13 protein-coding genes and 1 pseudogene are annotated in these 17300 nt (G+C 73.3%); 7 read left to right on the top strand and 7 right to left on the bottom strand.

Features of this window, described 5'->3' with window-relative positions; genetic code table 11:
- Nucleotides 1–115 precede the first annotated feature (115 nt).
- The gene (locus ACPC54_RS07440; protein ID WP_498962445.1) at nt 116–298 is read right to left on the bottom strand and encodes a zinc-binding dehydrogenase; all 183 of its coding nucleotides are present in this window, start codon (nt 296–298) and stop codon (nt 116–118) included.
- Nucleotides 287–385, bottom strand: a pseudogene (locus ACPC54_RS07445) (quinone oxidoreductase family protein); the annotation flags it as partial. The pseudogene ACPC54_RS07445 and the gene ACPC54_RS07440, both read right to left, overlap by 12 nt.
- Before the next feature lie 206 nt (nt 386–591).
- Here ACPC54_RS07445 and ACPC54_RS07450 point away from each other — a divergent pair.
- From ACPC54_RS07450 to ACPC54_RS07465, 4 genes are all read left to right on the top strand, one after another.
- On the top strand, nt 592–2166 hold the full coding sequence (locus tag ACPC54_RS07450; protein WP_498962204.1) for an MFS transporter: 1575 nt from the start codon (nt 592–594) through the stop codon (nt 2164–2166).
- 111 nt (nt 2167–2277) lie between these two features.
- Complete coding sequence (locus ACPC54_RS07455; protein WP_498962206.1) at nt 2278–2757, top strand: MarR family winged helix-turn-helix transcriptional regulator; 480 nt, start codon at nt 2278–2280, stop codon at nt 2755–2757.
- Nucleotides 2754–3338, top strand: a complete 585-nt coding sequence (locus ACPC54_RS07460) for a cysteine hydrolase family protein (RefSeq protein ID WP_498962208.1) — start codon at nt 2754–2756, stop codon at nt 3336–3338. The genes ACPC54_RS07455 and ACPC54_RS07460 overlap by 4 nt, the downstream gene beginning before the upstream one ends.
- 39 nt (nt 3339–3377) lie before the next feature.
- Complete coding sequence (locus ACPC54_RS07465; RefSeq protein WP_498962211.1) at nt 3378–4040, top strand: class I SAM-dependent methyltransferase; 663 nt, start codon at nt 3378–3380, stop codon at nt 4038–4040.
- 66 nt (nt 4041–4106) lie between these two features.
- On the opposite strand, the gene ACPC54_RS07470 is transcribed toward ACPC54_RS07465, so the two are convergent.
- From ACPC54_RS07470 to ACPC54_RS07480, 3 genes are all read right to left on the bottom strand, one after another.
- Nucleotides 4107–5264 (bottom strand): acyl-CoA dehydrogenase family protein, encoded by a 1158-nt coding sequence (locus tag ACPC54_RS07470; RefSeq protein ID WP_498962213.1) that lies wholly within the window; start codon nt 5262–5264, stop codon nt 4107–4109.
- 46 nt (nt 5265–5310) lie between these two features.
- The gene (locus tag ACPC54_RS07475; RefSeq protein ID WP_498962215.1) at nt 5311–13485 is read right to left on the bottom strand and encodes a type I polyketide synthase; all 8175 of its coding nucleotides are present in this window, start codon (nt 13483–13485) and stop codon (nt 5311–5313) included.
- 198 nt (nt 13486–13683) lie between these two features.
- Entirely contained in the window at nt 13684–14037 is a 354-nt protein-coding gene (locus ACPC54_RS07480) for a hypothetical protein (protein WP_498962217.1), read from the bottom strand.
- 192 nt (nt 14038–14229) lie between these two features.
- Here ACPC54_RS07480 and ACPC54_RS07485 point away from each other — a divergent pair, with 192 nt between their 5' ends.
- From ACPC54_RS07485 to ACPC54_RS07495, 3 genes are all read left to right on the top strand, one after another.
- Nucleotides 14230–15081, top strand: coding sequence for a helix-turn-helix domain-containing protein (locus tag ACPC54_RS07485; protein ID WP_498962219.1), 852 nt, complete (start codon nt 14230–14232; stop codon nt 15079–15081).
- Nucleotides 15082–15094: 13 nt separating this feature from the next.
- The gene (locus ACPC54_RS07490; protein ID WP_498962221.1) at nt 15095–15292 is read left to right on the top strand and encodes a DUF397 domain-containing protein; all 198 of its coding nucleotides are present in this window, start codon (nt 15095–15097) and stop codon (nt 15290–15292) included.
- A 176-nt stretch (nt 15293–15468) separates the two neighbouring features.
- On the top strand, nt 15469–16038 hold the full coding sequence (locus ACPC54_RS07495; RefSeq protein ID WP_498962223.1) for an HD domain-containing protein: 570 nt from the start codon (nt 15469–15471) through the stop codon (nt 16036–16038).
- Here the strand turns inward: ACPC54_RS07495 and ACPC54_RS07500 are convergent.
- Nucleotides 16020–16487: an NUDIX hydrolase gene (locus ACPC54_RS07500; RefSeq protein WP_498962225.1), complete on the bottom strand. Its 468-nt coding sequence runs from the start codon at nt 16485–16487 to the stop codon at nt 16020–16022. The genes ACPC54_RS07495 and ACPC54_RS07500 overlap by 19 nt on opposite strands.
- Nucleotides 16474–17247, bottom strand: coding sequence for a DUF5919 domain-containing protein (locus tag ACPC54_RS07505; protein WP_498962227.1), 774 nt, complete (start codon nt 17245–17247; stop codon nt 16474–16476). The genes ACPC54_RS07500 and ACPC54_RS07505 overlap by 14 nt, the downstream gene beginning before the upstream one ends.
- Nucleotides 17248–17300: the final 53 nt, after the last annotated feature.

The raw sequence follows: 17300 nt of genomic DNA on the forward strand, positions 1-17300 counted from the left end.
CTCGTTCGTCGGACGGCGGCACTTCCCATCCTCGGCGAGGGGCGCATCGCGGGCGAACGGTCGGCCGCCGGGCGTGCGCCATTCGATGGCACGTCACGCCCGGACGCCCCTGCCGTCAGGCGCCGACGCGCAGGACGAACTTGCCGGTGGAGTCGCGGCGTTCGAGGATCCGGTGCGCCTCGGCGACGTCCGCAAGGTCGAGTTCGGTGGTCTCGATCCGGACAGCGCCGCAGGCGAGCAGCCGGGCGGCCTCCTGCAGGTGCCCGTGCACCAGCTCGGGCCGCTGGTCGATCGACACCTCGCCCGGGCCGGGCTCGGGGACCTCCAGCTCGACGAGGGTCAGGACCTCGGGGCCGCCGTAGCCGTCGAACCGAACTGCGCGCATGGGAAAGCCTCCTGGCTGCGGGAAGGGGACGCCCGACGCTCCCGCCGGAGCGTCAGGCATCGAGACAGTATCAGGGTTCGTATTCAACTTTCGACACTGTTTCAGCCTTGACCTCTGCGACGGCGGCGGGCTAGCGTTCCGTCCGCCAAGCATCAGAACCCTGACACCGATCAGGGATCTACGTCGATCTCGGAGTCGCCCACCCCATGAAGAGCTCTCCCCGCACCACGCTCGCCGCGGTGTGCCTGGCCGGCGGCCTGCTGCCCGCCTCGCTCACCGGCGCCTCGGTCGCGCTGCCGAAGATCGCCACCGACCTGGGCGCCGGACTCGGGCCCCTCCAGTGGGTGGTCAACGGCTACAACCTGACCTTCGCCAGCTTCATGCTCGCCTGCGGCGCCCTCGCCGACCTGCTCGGCCGCCGCCGGATGCTGACCATCGGCATCACCCTGTTCGGCCTGTGCTCGCTGGTCAGCGGGCTCGGTGACGACATCCACTGGCTGGACGGCGCCCGACTGCTGGCCGGCGCCGCGGCCGCCGCCGTGCTCACCTCCGGCAGCGCCGTCCTGGCCGCCACCTTCTCCGGCCCCGCCCAGGCCAAGGCCTTCGGCGTGCTCGGCTCCTCCTTCGGCGTCGGCCTCGCGCTCGGCCCGTCCACCTCCGGACTGCTGGTCTCCGCCTTCGGCTGGCGCGCGGTCTTCCTGCTGCACGCCGCGCTCGCACTCGCCCTGCTGCCCGCCCTGCCGCGGATCGCCGAGTCCCGCGACCCGGACGCCCGCGGCGTCGACTGGGGCGGCACCGTCACCTTCACCACCGCCCTCGCCCTGGCCACCCTCGCCATGGTCGAAGGCCCGCAGCGGGGCTGGACCAGCCCCGTCACGCTCGGCCTGCTGGCCGGCTCCGCACTGCTGATCGCGCTCTTCGTGGTGGTCGAACTCCGCCAGGAGCGGCCGATGTTCGACCTCTCGCTGTTCTCCCGGGGCCGGTTCACCGCGATCTGCTGCGTACCGGTCGCGCTCGCCTTCGGCTTCGTCTGCCTGCTGGTCTTCCTGCCCTCCTACTTCATGGGCGCCGCCGGCTTCAGCAGCACCGGGGCCGGCGCCGTGATGCTGCTGCTCACCGCACCCGTGCTCGTCCTGCCGATGGTGGCCGGGCACCTCGCCCGCACGATCCCGGTCCGCACCCTGCTGGCCGTCAGCCTGCTGCTGGTCGGCGGCGGCGCCGCCTGGCTGACCACCATCCATCCGGGCATCGGGGCGGCCGGCCTGGTCGGACCGTTCCTGGTGATCGGCACCGGCGTCGGCATCTCCTTCGGCCTGCTGGACGGCGCCGCGATCGGCTCCGTCCCGCCGGAGCGCGCCGGCATGGCCGCGGGCATGTTCAACACCATGCGCCTGGCCAGCGAGGCCGTCGCCATCGCGGGCACCGGCTCCGTCCTGGTCAGCCTGATCGGCTCGAACCTCTCCCCCGGCCTCGCCGCCCAGGGCGACCCCTACCCCGGCACCGCGGACGAACTGGCCGCCAAGGTCGCCCAGGGCGACCTGGCCGGCCCGGAGGCCGGCGTGGCCGCCGCCGGCCGGGAGGCCTTCCACGGCCTGCTCGCCGAGGGCTACACCGACGCGCTGCGCACCGTGCTGTGGATCCTGGCCGCGGTGGCCGCACTCGGCGCGCCGCTGATAGCGCTGCTGCTGAAGGAGCGCGCGAAGCCGGCGGCAGAAGCCGTCGAGGCCGATGGGCCGGTCGAGACCGCCGAGGCCGGCGAACCGCTCGGCGCCGGGCGCTGACCCCGCCCCGCCGCCCCGGGCGGGCCGGTTCGCCCGCAACCGCTTATCAGCCCACTGATGTAGGGTAACGCTCGAACAATCCGCTCCGGGGCAGGCAGGGATGCGATCACTTTGACAGGAACCAGCTCCGACCGGCCGAACCCGGCCGCGCCGCTCGACTTCCACGACCGCCTCGGCCACGCCATCAAGCGCGCCGAGCAGGCGCTGATCGGCGAGAAGACCCGCGTGCTGCGCACCGTCGACCTGACGGTGCCGCAGTACGTCACCCTGCTCGTCCTCCAGCAGTCCGCCGGGATGTCCGGGGCGCAGCTCGCCCGGGAGTGCATGGTCACGCCGCAGACCATGACGACGATCCTGACCAACCTGGAGACCAAGGGCCTGATCACCCGCGAGCCGTCGAGCGTGCACCAGAAGGTGCTGGTGGCCAAGCTGACCCGCTCCGGCCGCGCGCTCACCAAGAAGGCCGACGCGCTCGCCCGGGGCGTCGAGGAGCGGCTCGCCGAGGCCTTCGACGAGGCCGAGCGGGCCCAGCTGCGCGAGCTGCTGGACCGCTCGACGGCGGCGCTGCGCCGGGCGGAGGACGCCCGGTGACAGGCAGCGTCCTCCTCCTGGTCGACCTCCAGCACTGGATCGTCACCCGCCCCGTCGCCCCGCGCCCGGGCGCCGAGGTGGTGCGCGCCGCCGCCCGGCTGAAGGCCGCCTTCGAGGCGGCCGGGCGGCCGGTGGTGCTGGTCCGGCACGCCCGGCTGGACGGCAGCGACGGCGGCCCGGACTCGCACTTCAACCGCTTCGCCGAGGAGGTGACGGCCCGGCCCGGCAACGAGGTGGTCACCAAGTACACGATCGACGCCTTCGCGGGCACCGACCTGGAGGCGCGGCTGCGCCGGCTCGGCGCCACCGGCCTGGTGGTGGCGGGCATCGCCACCGAGTACGGCGTCGGGGAGACCGTCCGCAGCGCCGTCGCCCTCGGCCACCCGGTGACCGTCGTCGAGGACGCCGTGTCCGCCCTCTCCGCCCCGGCCCACACGGCCGCCCTGGCGGCCCTGCGCGGGCTGGGCGTCACGGTCGCGTCCACCGACGAGCTGATCGGCGCGGCGGACCGACCGGCACGACGGACGGACCGTCACCAGGTGCAACTGCACACCGGATCAGGACACTTCCGCCGCGTATAGTCGGACGGGACGCATTCACCCCCGGGCCGGAGGATTCACGTGACCGCTTCGCACTCTGATCAGGTCATCGCCGGCCAGGCCATGTACAACCCGTCGACACTGCGGCTGTACGACTTCGCGGCCTTCCAGCTCAACTGCCGCTTCCTGTTCCGGGTCCCGGTGTCCGAGGTGGTCGGCCTGTTCGACCGCAACGTGTCCGCGAAGCACCTGGACCTCGGGGTGGGGACGGGCTACTTCCTGGACCACTGCCGGACCAACCCGGGGCAGGCCATCACCCTGGCCGACCTGAACGAGCACTCGCTGGACCACGCGGCGGCCCGGCTGGCGCGCTTCGACGTCACGACCGTGCAGGCCAACGCGCTGGAGCCGCTGCCGCTGCCCGCGCGGGAGTTCGGCTCGGCGTCGATGAACTTCCTGCTGCACTGCGTGCCCGGCGACATCCGCGAGAAGGCCGTGGTGTTCGACAACGTCGCGGCGTGCGTGAAGCCCGGCGGGCGGCTGTTCGGCGCCACCGTGCTCACCAGGGGCGTGCCGGTGAACCCGCTCGCCAAGGTCATGCTGGCGGCGTGGAACAAGCGCGGCATCATGCACAACGCCGCGGACTCGCTCGACGACCTGCGCGAGGTGCTGGCCGCCCGCTTCCCTCGGCACAAGCTCGCCGTGCGCGGCTGCACCGCCCTCTTCGAGGCCGAGGTGCCGTAGACCCCGAAGCGAAGAGACGGGCCCGAACTCCCCCGCCACGGCGGAGGGTTCGGGCCCGTTCGCACGTCAGGTGCGGCGCGGCACCGGGATGACGTAGCGGCTGAACACCAGGTCGCGCAGGACGTCGTCGCCGCCCTCCACGATGGAGATGTAGCGCATGTCCCGCATCAGCTTGCCGATCGGCGACTCGTCGGTGTAGCCGAGCCCGCCGAACATCTCCGAGCCGACCGTGGCGATGTCCCAACCCGCCTGGCCGCAGAACATCTTGGCGGTCAGCGCGGACTTCAGGGTGCCCTGCCGGTGCCACAGGTCCGCGGCGTTCGGGTTCGCCATGATCGCGTCGTAGTCCCGGGCGGCGCGCAGCAGATGACTCTTCATGACGTCGATCTGCATCTCCATCTGCCCGAGCTTGGCCGCGAACACCGGGTTCTCCAACAGCGTGCCGTCACGCAGCGGCTTGGTCTTGGCGTAGGTCATGCACAGGTCGCGGATCCGGCGGGCGATGCCGAGCCCGGTGGTGGCGATCAGGATCCGGCTGGCGTTCAGGCCGATCTCCAGCAGCCGCAGGCCCGAGCCCTCCAGCCGGTTGGCCACCGGCACCCGGCAGCCCTTCAGGCTCACCTGGTAGCTGTACGAGGCGCGCACGCCGATGACGTTCCAACGCTTCACGACCTCGATGCCGGGCGTGTCGCGCGGGACGAGCACGGCGTGGTGCACCTCCGGGTCCTCCGCCGAGCGGCCGACGACCACCAGGAAGTCGGCGAAGTCGGAGTTGGTGGAGATGAACTTCTCGCCGGTGATGACGAGTTCGTCCCCGTCCACGGCCACCACGGTGTCGATCTTGCCGAGCTCGCTGCCCGCCACCCGCTCACTGCCCGGCGTCGCGCAGAACGAGCCCCGCTCGCCCATCGCCCCCAGGTACTGCTTCTTCAACTCCTCGGATCCGTACAACTGCACCATGCTGGTGCCCAGCACCGAGATGAACAGCGTGAACGCCACCCCGGCGTCCCCGTAGGCGAGTTCGTTGACGATCTCGACGCCGTCCGCGAGGCTCAGGCCCCGGCCACCCAGCTCCTCGGGCAGCCACCAGTTCGCCAGCCCGGTCTCCCGGAACCGCTCGTAGACATCCGAGGGCTTGTCCTGGAACGTGTCGAACTCGGCGTGGCGGCCGTCCAGGTGCTCCTTGACGAACGCGCGTACGGCCTTCAGGTCTTCCGGCTTCATGCTCTCCACTCTCGGGTCGGGCGGGCTGGCGGCTCGCAGCCTGTGCTCAATCGGAGATCGCGCGCTGCACGAGCGCCTCGATGTCGAGGTCGTCGATCTCGTCGAAGTCGTCCCCGTCGTCGAACTCGTCGTCCGGCAGGTCGGCGGCGGCCTCGTCGGCCTCCGGCTCGGGGAACAGCAGCTCCCGGACACGCTCCGCCAAGGCGGCGGGCGTCGGGTAGTTGTAGATCACCGTGGCCGGCACGTGCACGCCGGTGTCCGCCTTGACCTGGTTGCGGAACTCGACGCCGCTCAGCGAGTCGAACCCGATCTCCTGGAACGACATGTCGGCGTCGATGTCGTCGACGGACGCGTAGCCGAGGACCGCCACCGCCGTCTCCAGCAGCAGCGTCACCAGCTCCTCGCGCTGCGCCTCGGGCGCGAGGCCGGCCAGCCGGCGCGCCATCGGCGACAGGCCGTCCGCCTCCTCGGCCGGCTCCTCGGCGGGCCGCTCCACCGCGACCGGCGCGGCGGACACGGCACCTGAGCGCAGCACGGTGCGCAGCAGCTCGGGCACGGTGTCCTGGCGCAGCGCGGTGCGGTCGACCTGCACCGGCAGCTGCAGCGCGTCCTCCGAGCCGAGCGCGGCGTCGAACAGGGCGGTGCCCCGGTCCGCCGTCAGCGGCGTCATGCCGTGGCGGCGGAAGCGGGCCAGGTCGGCCTCCCCGAGGGTGCTGGCCATGCCGAGCTCCCACGGGCCCCAGGCCAGGGCGAGCGCGGGCAGGCCGGCCGCGGCGCGGTGCTCGGCGAGGGCGTCGAGGAAGGCGTTGGCGGCCGCGTAGTTGGCCTGGCCGGCGTTGCCGACCACGCCGACGACGGAGGAGAACAGCACGAAGGCCGACAGGTCGAGGCCCTTGGTCAGCTCGTGCAGGTGCCAGGCGGCGTCGACCTTGGGCGCGAACACCCGGTCGATCCGGTCCGGCGTCATGGTCTCCACGGCGCCGTCCGCGAGCACGCCCGCCATGTGCACCACGGCGGTGAGCGGGGCCTCGGCCGGGATCAGCGCCAACTGCTCGGCCAGCGCCCCGGCGTCCGAGACGTCGCAGGCGGCCTGGCCGACCTCGGCGCCCAGCTCGGTCAGCTCGGCGGCCAGGTCGGCGGCGCCGGAGCGGCTGAGCAGCAGCAGCCGGCGCACCCCGTGCTCGGTGACCAGGTGGCGGGCGAACAGCGCGCCGAGGCCGCCGGTGGCGCCGGTGAGCAGCACCGTCCCGTTCGGGTCCCAGGCCGGCCGGGCACCCGTCGCGGCGGCCGCCGGGACGAGCCGCGGGGCGTAGACCCGGCCCTGGCGGACCACCAGCTGCGGTACGGCCGGGTCCAGGGTCTCCAGGGCCCGCAGCGACTCCTCGGTGCCGTCGGTGTCGACGAGGACGAAGCCCTCGCCGTACTCGACCTGGGCGGAGCGCACCAGGCCCCGGACGGCCGCGAGGGCCAGGTCGGGCGTCTCGCCGGGGAGGGCGGCCACCGCGCCCCGGGTCACCACGGCCAGCGGGCGCTCCTGCGGCTCGGCGAGCCGGCGCTGCACCAGCTCCAGTGCCGCGTGGGCGCTCGCCCGCACGGACGCGGGGACGTCGCCGCCCGCGCTCGCCTCGACGTGCACCAGGTCCATCGAGCCGGAAGCGTCCACCGGGCCGGCGGCCCGCTCGGCGCCCTCCTCGACCGGCGCCCAGCGCACCGCGAACAGCGAGTCGGCGACGGCGCCGCGGGCCAGCTGCGCCGCCGAGGCGGGCATCAGGGCCAGCGAGTCGACGGTCAGCACCGGCGTGCCGTCCGCCGCGGTGATCGCCACCGACACCTCGGCGGCGCCCAGCCGGGCGACCCGCACCCGCAGCCGGCCGGTGCCGCGCGCGTGCAGCGCGACGCCGGACCAGGCGTACGGGAGGAAGGCCCGCTCCGCGTCGTCCGGGCCGAGCAGCGCCAGCAGCGGGTGCAGGGCGGCGTCGAACAGGGCCGGGTGCACGGCGAAGCCCCCGGCGGCGTGCGGCACCCGCTCGGGCAGCTGGACCTCGCCGTAGGCCTCGTCCCCGTCCCGCCACAGGGCGCGCAGGCCCTGGAAGGCCGGGCCGTAGCCGAAGCCCCGGCCCGCCAGCTCCGGGTAGAAGCCGGCCAGGTCGACCGCCGCGGCGCCCTGCGGCGGCCACACCTCGGCCGGCGCGGGGCGGGCGGCGGCCTGCGGGACGGCGAAGCCGGCCGCGTGCCTGGTCCAGGCGCCGGAGCCGGCCGCGGCCGGGCGGGAGTAGACGCCGACCGGGCGGCGGCCGGACGGCTCCGCCTCGCCGACCAGCACCTGCACCCGGACGGCGCCGGCGGCGAAGGTCAGCGGGGCGTGCAGGGTCAGCTCCTCGACGGACCGGCAGCCGGTGCCCTCCAGGGCCCGCAGCACCAGGTCCACCACGGCCGCGCCGGGGAACACGGCGGTGCCGAACACGGCGTGGTCGGCCAGCCAGGCGTCGGCGGCCGGGTCGATCCGGCCGCTGTAGGCGACCTGCTCGCCGGTGGCGAGCTCGGTGGCGGCGGCCAGGAACGGGTGCGCGACGGCCGCCAGCCCGGCGTCCTCGACGTCGCCCTTCGGGCACTCGGGCTGCGCCCAGTAGCGCTGCGGCTCGAAGGCGTAGCCGGGCAGGTCGACGGGCCGGCCGGGACGGCCGAGGGCGGCCAGGTGGGCCGGCCAGTCGACGGGCACCCCGGCGACGTGCAGCCGGGCCAGGGCCTCGGCGGCCGCGCGGGTCTCGGACCGGTCCTTGCGGGCGAGCGGGATCGCCGTCAGGCCGGCGTCGGCGAGCGGTTCGGCGGCCATGGCGGCGAGCACTCCGTCCGGGCCGACCTCGACCAGCGCCTCGGCGCCGGCCTTCACCGCGGCGGCCACGCCGTCCGCGAAGCGCACGGCCTCGCGCACGTGCCGCACCCAGTACTCGGGCTGCTCCAGCTCGCCGGGCCCGGCGACGGCGCCGGTCACGTCGGACACCACCGCGAGGCGCGGCGGCGCGTAGGCGACGGACTCGGCGACGCGCCGGAACTCGTCCAGCATCGGGTCCATCAGCGGCGAGTGGAAGGCGTGCGAGACCCGCAGCCGGGTGGTCTTGCGGCCCTTGGCGGCCAGCTCGGCGGCGATCCCGGTGACGACCTCCTCGACGCCGGAGATCACCACGGCGGCCGGGCCGTTGACGGCGGCGACGGAGGCGTCCCGCTCGTGCCCGGCGAGCGCGGCGCGGACCTCGTCCTCGTCCGCCTGGACGGCCACCATGGCACCGCCGCGCGGCAGTTCGCCCATCAGGCGGCCGCGGGCGGCGACCAGGCGGGCGGCGTCGGCGAGCGAGAACACGCCGGCCACGTGGGCGGCGGCGAGTTCGCCGATGGAGTGGCCGACGACGATCGCGGGCTCGATGCCGAGCGAGGTGAGCAGCCGGTAGGCGGCGACCTCGAAGGCGAACAGCGCGGGCTGGGTCATCGCGGTCTCGTCGAGCAGCGCGGCCTGCTCGCTGCCGGGCTCGGCGCCGACGACCTCGTCGAGCGGGTGCTCCAGCAGCGGGTCGAGCGCGGCGCAGACCTCGCGCCAGGCGGCGGCGAACGCCGGGAAGGCGGCGACCAGTTCACGGCTCATGCCGAGCCGCTGGCTGCCCTGCCCGGAGAACAGGACGCCGACGACGGGCGGCGCCGCGGTGTGGCCGGTGGCCACCCCGGGGTCACGCCGGCCGTCCGCCAACGCCCGGAGTCCGGCGAGGAGTTCGGCCCGGTCGGCACCGACGATCGCGGCCCGGTGGTCGAGCACGGAGCGGCGGGTGGCCAGCGAGAGCGCGACGTCGGCCGGGTCCGCCTCGGCGACGGCGGCGGCGTCGGCGAGCTTGCGGGCCTGCCCGGCGAGCGCCTTGGCGCTGTGCGCGGACACCGTCCAGACGAGTTCGCCCCTGGCGGGCCCGGCGGCTTCGGTGACCGGCTCCACCGCGTCGCCCTGCTCGATGATCACGTGCGCGTTGGTGCCGCTGATCCCGAAGGAGGAGACGGCGGCCCGGCGCGGGCGGTCGGCGGCGGGCCAGTCGCGCTGCTCGGCGAGCAGGCTGACCCGGCCGGCCGTCCAGTCGACCTTGCTGGTGGGCCGTTCGGCGTGCAGCGTGCGGGGCAGCACCCCGTGCCGCATGGCCTGCACCATCTTGATCACGCCCGCGACGCCCGCGGCGGCCTGGGTGTGCCCGATGTTGGACTTCAGCGAGCCGAGCCACAGGGGCTCGCCCCCGGCCCGCTCGCGCCCGTAGGTCGCCAGCAGGGCCTGCGCCTCGATCGGGTCGCCGAGGCCGGTGCCGGTGCCGTGCGCCTCGACGGCGTCGACCCCGGCCGGGGTCAGCCCGGCGTTCGCGAGCGCGGCGCGGATCACCCGCTCCTGGGAGGGGCCGTTGGGGGCGGTGAGCCCGTTGCTGGCGCCGTCCTGGTTGACGGCGCTGCCGCGCAGCACGGCGAGCACCCGCCGGCCGTTGCGGCGGGCGTCGGACAGCCGCTCCAGCACCAGCACGCCGACACCCTCGGACCAGCCGGTGCCGTCCGCCTCCTCGGCGAAGGCCTTGCAGCGGCCGTCGCCGGCCAGGCCGCCCTGGCGGGCGAACTCGACGAACATGCCCGGGGTGGACATCACGGTGACGCCGCCCGCGAGGGCGAGCGAGCAGTCGCCGGAGCGCAGCGCCTGGGCGGCCAGGTGCAGGGCGACCAGCGAGGACGAGCAGGCGGTGTCGACGGTGACGGCCGGCCCCTCCAGGCCCAGGGTGTAGGCGATCCTGCCGGAGACGACGCTGCCGGAGCCGCCGGTCAGCGCGTAGCCGGCCAGGCTGTCGGACACCTCCTGCAGGCGCGGCAGGTAGTCCTGGGCCATCGCGCCGAGGAACACGGCGGTGTCGGTGCGGCGCAGCCGGGCCGGGTCCTGGCCGGCGTTCTCCAGCGCCTCCCAGACGGTCTCCAGGGCGAGCCGCTGCTGCGGGTCCATGGCCAGCGCCTCGCGCGGGCTGATCCGGAAGAAGCCGGCGTCGAAGTGGGCGGCGCCGGCCAGGAAGCCGCCGGCGGCGGCGAAGCCGGCGTCCGCGCCGACCTGCCAGCCGCGGTCCTCGGGGAAGCCGGTGATCGCGTCGGCGCCGTCCGCGACGAGGCGCCACAGGTCCTCGGGGGTGGCGACGCCGCCGGGCAGGCGGCAGCTCATGCCGACGATCGCGATCGGCTCCTCGGACACCTCCCGGACGGCGACGGGCGCGGCCGGGGCCTCGTCCGGTCCGGCGATCAGCTCGCGGATGCGGCGGACCACGGCGGCCGGGGTCGGGTGGTCGTAGGCGAGCGAGGCGGGCAGCTCCAGGCCGGTCGCGGAGTTGAGCCGGTCGCGCAGCTGCACGGCCGTCACCGAGTCGAAGCCGAGCTCCTTGAAGGTGTCGTCGGCGCCGATCCGCGCGGTGTCGGCGTGCCCGAGCAGCACGGCGGCCTCGCCGCGCACCAGGGTCCACAGCTCGGCCTCGGAGGGGCCGGTGGCGTCGGCCGGGGTCTCGACAACCGCGGCGGGGGCCGGCGTGGAAGCCGCCACGGTGACGGCGCCGTCGACCCAGGCCCCGTCTATCCAGTAGGGCTCCCGCTGGAAGGCGTACGTCGGCAGCGGCACCCGGCGGGCGCCGGTGAACACGTCGCCCCAGGCCAGGTCGAGGCCGCGGGTGTACAGCTCGGCCATGGACAGCCGCAGCCGGTGCACCTCCTCCTCGCCCCGGCGCAGCGTGGGCTGGACGACGGCGCTGCCGGTGGTGGCGGCGATGTGCATGGCCAGCACCGGGTGCGGGCTGACCTCGACGAACACGCCGTAGCCGTCCGCACCGAGGGCCCGGACGGTGTCGGCGAAGCGCACCGGCTCGCGCAGGTTGCGGTACCAGTACTCGGCGTCCAGGGTGGCCGGGTCGACCCGGCCGGCGGTGACGGTGGAGTAGAAGGCGACGCCGCTGTCGGTGGTGGCGGCGCCGGCCACCCCGGCCAGCACCTCGTCGCGGATCGTCTCGACGTGCGCGGAGTGCGAGGCGTAGTCGACCGGAACGACCCGCGCCCGCCTGCCCTGGGCCTCGCAGGCGGCGACGGCCGCGCGCACGCCCGCCGGGTCGCCGGAGATGACGGCCGTACCCGGGGAGTTGACGGCCGCGACGGAGACGCCGGGCTGGTCGATCTGCTCGGCGGGCAGGTCCAGGATGGCCATCAGGCCGTGCCCGGACAGCTTCTCGGTGATGACCCGGGCGCGGGCGACGATCAGCCGCACGCCGTCCTCCAGGGTGAGGATGCCGGCCGCGGTGGCGGCGGCGATCTCGCCCTGGGAGTGGCCGATGACGGCGTCCGGCTCGACGCCGGCGGCGCGCCACACCTCGGCGAGCGAGACCATGACGGCGAACAGCGCGGGCTGCACGACGTCCATCCGCTGCAGCGCGTCCTCGTCGCCGAGCACCTCGCGCAGCGACCAGCCGCCGTACCGGCGCAGCAGGCGCTCGCACTCGTCCATCCAGGCGGCGAAGACCTTGTTCCGCGCCCACAGGCCCTCGGCCATGCCGATCCAGTGGGCGCCCTGGCCGGAGAACACCCAGACCAGGCCGCCGCGCCCGGCGGCGGTGCCGGTGACGACGCGGGCGTCGGGGCGGCCCTCGGCGAGCGCGGCCAGGCCGTCGAGCAGGTCCGCGCGGTCGGCGGCGAGGACGACGCCGCGGCTCTTCAGCGCGGACCGGGTGGTGGCGGTGGAGTAGCCGACGTCCAGCGGGCGCAGCTCGGCGTCCTCGCGGACCCGGTCGAGCAGGCGCCGGGCCTGGGCGCGCAGCGCCTGCGGGGTGTGCGCGGACAGCAGCACCGGGACGGCCGCGCCGGTCTCGGGCGCGGGCTCGACCTCGTCGACGGGCTGCGGCTGCGGGGCGGCGACGACCAGGTGGCAGTTGGTGCCGCCGATGCCGAAGGAGCTGACGCCGGCCACGCGCGGGCCCTCGGGCCACGGGCGGGCCTCGGCGTTGACCCGCAGCTTCCACTGCTCCAGCGGGATGCCCGGGTTCGGGCTCTCGTAGTTCAGGCTGGCGGGCAGCACGCCGTGCCGCACCGACAGGGCGACCTTGATCAGGCCGAGCACGCCGGAGGCCGGTTCGAGGTGGCCGATGTTGGTCTTCACCGAGCCGACCAGCAGCGGCCGTTCGGCGTCGCGGCCGTCCCCGTACACGGCGGCCAGGGCGCTCGCCTCGACCGGGTCGCCGGCCCGGGTGCCGGTGCCGTGCAGCTCGACGTAGCCCACCTCGGCCGGGTCCACCCCGGCGGCGCGGCAGGCCGCGCGCAGCAGGGCGCCCTGGGCCTCGGCGCTGGGCACGGTGAGGTCGCCGGCGCCGTCGTGGTTGACGGCGCCGCCGAGCAGCACGCAGTACACGTCGTCGCCGTCGGCGACGGCGTCGGCCAGGCGCTTGAGGACGACCACGCCGGCGCCCTCTCCGCGGACGAAGCCGTTGGCGCGGGCGTCGAAGGTGTAGCTGCGGCAGTCGGGCGACAGCGCGCCGGCGCGGGCGAAGGCGATCGTGGTCTCAGGGGCCAGGTTGAGGTGCACGCCGCCGGCCAGGGCGAGCCGGGCGGCGCCCGAGCGCAGGCTCTCGCAGGCCATCTGCACGGCGACCAGCGAGGAGGACTGGACGGTGTCGACGGTCAGGCTCGGCCCGTGCAGGCCGAGTTGGTGCGACACCCGGTTGGCGATCAGGCCCCGGCTGAGCCCGGCGACGGAGTGGTGGGACAGCGCGTCGGCGCCGCGGCGGTGCACCAGCGAGGCGTAGTCGTCGCCGGTGGCGCCGAGGAAGACGGCGGTGGCGCTGCCGTGCAGGCTGTCCGGCGGGAGGCAGGCGTCCTCGAGGGCGTCCCAGCTCAGCTCGAGGACCATCCGCTGGCGCGGGTCCATCGCCGCGGCCTCGCGCGGGGAGATCCCGAAGAACCCGGCGTCGAAGTCGCCGGCGCCCGCCACGAACCCGGCCCGGGGGTGGCGCGCCAGTTCGGCGACCCCCTCCGGCCAGCGGCCCGCGGGCGGCTCCGCGATGGCCTGCTCCCCCTCGGTCAGCATCCTCCAGAAGGACCGCAGGTCCTCGGCGCCGGGCACCCGGCACGACATTCCGATGACGGCGATCGCCTCGCGACCCGCCCCGGTGAGCCCGTCCCCGAACTCGTTCCCACCCATAAGAGCTCCCGACCCTCGCTACCCCTGTCGACACTTCGATCGGGCGACGGGCTCCGCAGATACGTTTTCGGGGCGTCGATTCGGACGAGTTTCCGGCCGAACCTTCCCCGGAAGGTTTCGGGCATGACCGCGACACGACCGGATCGGCCCTCCGGACCGGCCCGCGAGATGCCGGTGGGCGGCCACCCACTGACGGTTTCAGGCGGCCTCGGCCCGGCCCAGCGCGGCGGCACCCGGCCGCGCGAGCCAGACCAGTCGCGCGGTGACCCCCGCCCGTCCGCCGAAGTGTCGGACGGCACGCTCGGGCGACGCGAGGGTCATGCGCGCCCGCCCGTCGATGCCGATCACGTGCGCGGGCCCGTCATCGCCCGCGAGCCCCCAGGCCACGACCCACCCGTCGGCGTCTTCACACTCCTCGCCGCACACCTGGACGACGGCGAACAGTCGGGGCGCGGTCTCGAGCACGAGCCCGCACAGCTCCTGCTCGAAGGGCGGGTCAACCAGCATCCGAACCATGGCCGGGCGGGCGTTTGGCGAGGGCGCAGCAGTCATGGAAATCTCCTACATGAAAGAGAGTTGGACGCGACGCTGTCGCCACGACAGACAGCGGAGTTGAACTGACTCACCATCAAAAGTAGCCAGTCGCTAGTATGTAGTCCACCGTCTTTGAGGAATTGGTAGCACCGCCACTCCAAAGGATGAACGGCGCCGGCCACGGCGCGCGAGCGAAGGGAGCAGCAGCGGATGCCGCCCAGCAAGATTCCACCGAGCATCCGGCAGCGGCGACTCGGCACGGAGTTGCGCCGATTGCGCGAGCAGGCAGGACTGTCGGTCACCCGAGCCGGGGAGTTGCACGGCACGCCGCAGTCCCGGATCAGCAACATCGAATCCGGCGGATACCCGGTGAGCGCGGACCGGGTACGAACCCTGGCCCGCCTCTACGGCTGTGTGGACGACGCCTTGATCGACGCACTGACCCGCATGACCGGCGGCCGGACCCGAGGCTGGTGGGAGGAGTACCGCGAGATCCTTCCCGCCGGAGCCCTCGATCTGGCGGAAGTCGAACACCATGCGCGATCGATGCGGATCGCGACCGCGATCCACCTGCCAGGCCTTCTCCAGACCCCCGAGCACGCCCGCGCCCTCTTCCGGGACGTAGTACCGGCCTTGTCACCACCCGAAGTGGAACACCTCGTTTCCCATCGCATCAAGCGGCAGGCAGTGCTGTACGGCGAGCGGCCGTGTCCGCTGACCGCTGTCGTTCACGAGGCCGCCCTGCGCATGGACTTCGGCGGCCCAGAGGTGGTCCGCGATCAGCTGGAGCACCTGCTGAAAATGAGCGAGCACCTGTACGTCGACCTGCGAGTGATCCCGTTCGGCACCGGCAGCTACCCCAGCTCCGGTGCGGGGATCGTGTACTTCGCCGCCGACGTCCCCCATTTGGACACCGTGCAGGTCGATGGGGACGGATACGACTTCATTGACACCGAGCCACAGCTGATCAAGTATCGAGCCGTGTTGGACCGGCTGGAGGCAAGCGCGCTCGGGCCTGACGCATCCCGCGACCTCATCCGTCGTATCGCCCAGAGCATGTGAGAGGGGAACACTCATGGCTGTTCAAAGCTGGCAGAAGTCCTCATTCAGCGGTGACAGCGCCAACTGCATCGAGCTCGCCTCAGCCCCCGACAGCAGCATCAGGCTCCGGGAGAGTGATGACCCCGACCTCATCCTCACCACCTCGCCAGCCGGACTCCACACCCTCCTGCGCGGCGTCCGCGCAGGAGAATTCGACCATCTGACACAGTAGTTCGCACCCTGATGGCGAAGGCGTCGCCGCTCGGCGGCAGGTTCGTCTCACCCCCGGCGCAACCCTGCGGTACGAGATCGTCAGTCCGGGCCCACCGCGAAGGTTCGCGGCGGGCCCGATGAGGACGACCCAGCTCCCCTGCGCGTACAGGTGCTCAGCACGGGAACCAATGACCCATGAGCGAAGAGCCGATTTCATGGGCGAGAACGCTGGCAAAGAACCAGCTTGCCGAGTCGCTGCCCCGCCGCTGGGCACACACTCAGGGCGTGGCTGAGCGGGCGGTCCGCCTCGAAGGAGTTCTTGGCCATCAGATCGGGCTCCTCACCCGTGCCGCTCTGCTCCACGATGTCGGTTACGCACCGGGAGTGGCGACAACAGGGTTCCACCCACTCGATGGTGCGCGGTTCCTCCGTGACGTCCATGGGGCCGATGACCAGCTCACGCGGTTGGTGGCGAACCACTCGTTCGCCCTGCTCGAAGCCGAGGAGCGCGGTCTGCGAGAAGTGCTGGAGGTCGAGTTCCCGCTGCTGGAGGACCAGCGATTGGTCGACGCCCTGGTGTGGTGCGACATGACGACGACACCCGCCGGCAGTCCGACCACCGCCGAGGCCCGCGTTGCGGAGATCCTCAGTCGTTACGGGGCGGAGAGCGTGGTGGGGCGGTTCATCGGTCGGGCGTCGCCGGGGATCTTCGCGGCGGTTGAACGGGTGGAGGCGGCGCTGGCGGCTCAGCCGAGGTGGGGATAGGTGCCGGCGAGGTAGTCGCCGATCTGCTGGCGCATGCTGGGGTGGATGTCGTACCGGTCAAGGTCGGCGGGCTGGATGAACCGAACGCCGTCTGCCTCGTCGTTGATCGTGGGCTCGCCGCCGACTGGGCGGCCGATGTAGGTGTTCTCGTACTGCTGGCGGATCTCGCCATCGGTGTAGGCGACGATGTGGTTCGGGTTGGTGTAGACGCCAAGGAAACCAGTGATCTCGGCCTGGATGCCGGTCTCCTCCGAACACTCGCGTACCGCACAATCGGCGGCGGTCTCGCCGATGTCCTGGGCGCCGCCGGGCAACGCCCACTGTCCCGTGTCCCGGCGGCGCTGCAACAGGATGGCACCGGAGTCGTCGACGACGAGCAGATTGCTTGCAGGGATGAGGGTGTTGGCCTTGGGGGCGTTGGGGTCGTTGTAGTACTCAGTCCTGCCCATGTGCGGCGGTCCCCTCCTGGTCGGGCATCCAGGGCCGCGCGTGGGCCCAGACTGCTTCGAAACTCTGAGCGTAGTTGTCGAACCAGCCGGTGGTGTCCACTCGCTTGAGATGGAGCAGGGGGTTGGCACTGGCCGGCTGGCCGAAGATGTGCGGGTTTACCAGCAGGTTGTCGTCATAGCGGAAGAGGGAGTTGTACAGCGTGGTGTCATGAAGTCTCACCTCGCACCCCTCTTCCGGGAGCAGAGGTCGGTAGTAGGTGAGGGACGCTCGGATCTTGGCCGCCAGGGTGTCGCCGATGCCCTCCTCGCGGCCTCTGGTTGCAGCCGCGCGCCCGCTCGGGTCTCCGAAGCACAGCCGCACTTGAACACCGCGGCCAGCCCGTTCGGCAAGCATCTTGGCGACGTGCGGATTGGATTGGGCGAAGAACGTCCCGGAGAGGACGAGCACGTCGATCCGCTGCCGGGCCTCCTGCAGCAGGGTCAGCCAGGTCTCGCGGGGCACACTGGCCCGGTTCTGGTACGTACCGACGAGCTCCATGCCCAACCCTTCGGTCCGCCGGCCTGCATCAGACCGTGAGTCCGGCCAGAGGAAGGTCGCCTCGACCTGCAGGAGCCGGGCGGCGCGGAAGCGGTGCCTCGGGTGGGGTAAGCGTCCGCCGAGCCAGCGACCAACGGTCTTGGGATCCACTTCGCAGGCTTCGGCGAGCGCCTCCGGCTCTATGCCTCGCTGAGCGAGTACGGAGTGAAGTCGCTCGTTCACGGAGGCCATACAAGCCGAGGGGGCGCGGCTGTGCAAGGACGTTGTGGGACGTT

This window comes from Kitasatospora sp. NPDC094028, assembly GCF_049543595.1.
GTDB lineage: Bacteria > Actinomycetota > Actinomycetes > Streptomycetales > Streptomycetaceae > Kitasatospora.

What these genes read in the sequence shown, in the direction of transcription:
- ACPC54_RS07450 (WP_498962204.1), top strand. Translation starts at nt 592, where the DNA reads ATGAAGAGCTCTCCCCGCACCACGCTCGCCGCGGTGTGCCTGGCCGGC.
- ACPC54_RS07470 (WP_498962213.1), bottom strand. Translation starts at nt 5,264, where the DNA reads ATGAAGCCGGAAGACCTGAAGGCCGTACGCGCGTTCGTCAAGGAGCAC.
- ACPC54_RS07475 (WP_498962215.1), bottom strand. Translation starts at nt 13,485, where the DNA reads ATGGGTGGGAACGAGTTCGGGGACGGGCTCACCGGGGCGGGTCGCGAG.
- ACPC54_RS07480 (WP_498962217.1), bottom strand. Translation starts at nt 14,037, where the DNA reads ATGACTGCTGCGCCCTCGCCAAACGCCCGCCCGGCCATGGTTCGGATG.
- ACPC54_RS07485 (WP_498962219.1), top strand. Translation starts at nt 14,230, where the DNA reads ATGCCGCCCAGCAAGATTCCACCGAGCATCCGGCAGCGGCGACTCGGC.
- ACPC54_RS07490 (WP_498962221.1), top strand. Translation starts at nt 15,095, where the DNA reads ATGGCTGTTCAAAGCTGGCAGAAGTCCTCATTCAGCGGTGACAGCGCC.
- ACPC54_RS07495 (WP_498962223.1), top strand. Translation starts at nt 15,469, where the DNA reads ATGAGCGAAGAGCCGATTTCATGGGCGAGAACGCTGGCAAAGAACCAG.
- ACPC54_RS07500 (WP_498962225.1), bottom strand. Translation starts at nt 16,487, where the DNA reads ATGGGCAGGACTGAGTACTACAACGACCCCAACGCCCCCAAGGCCAAC.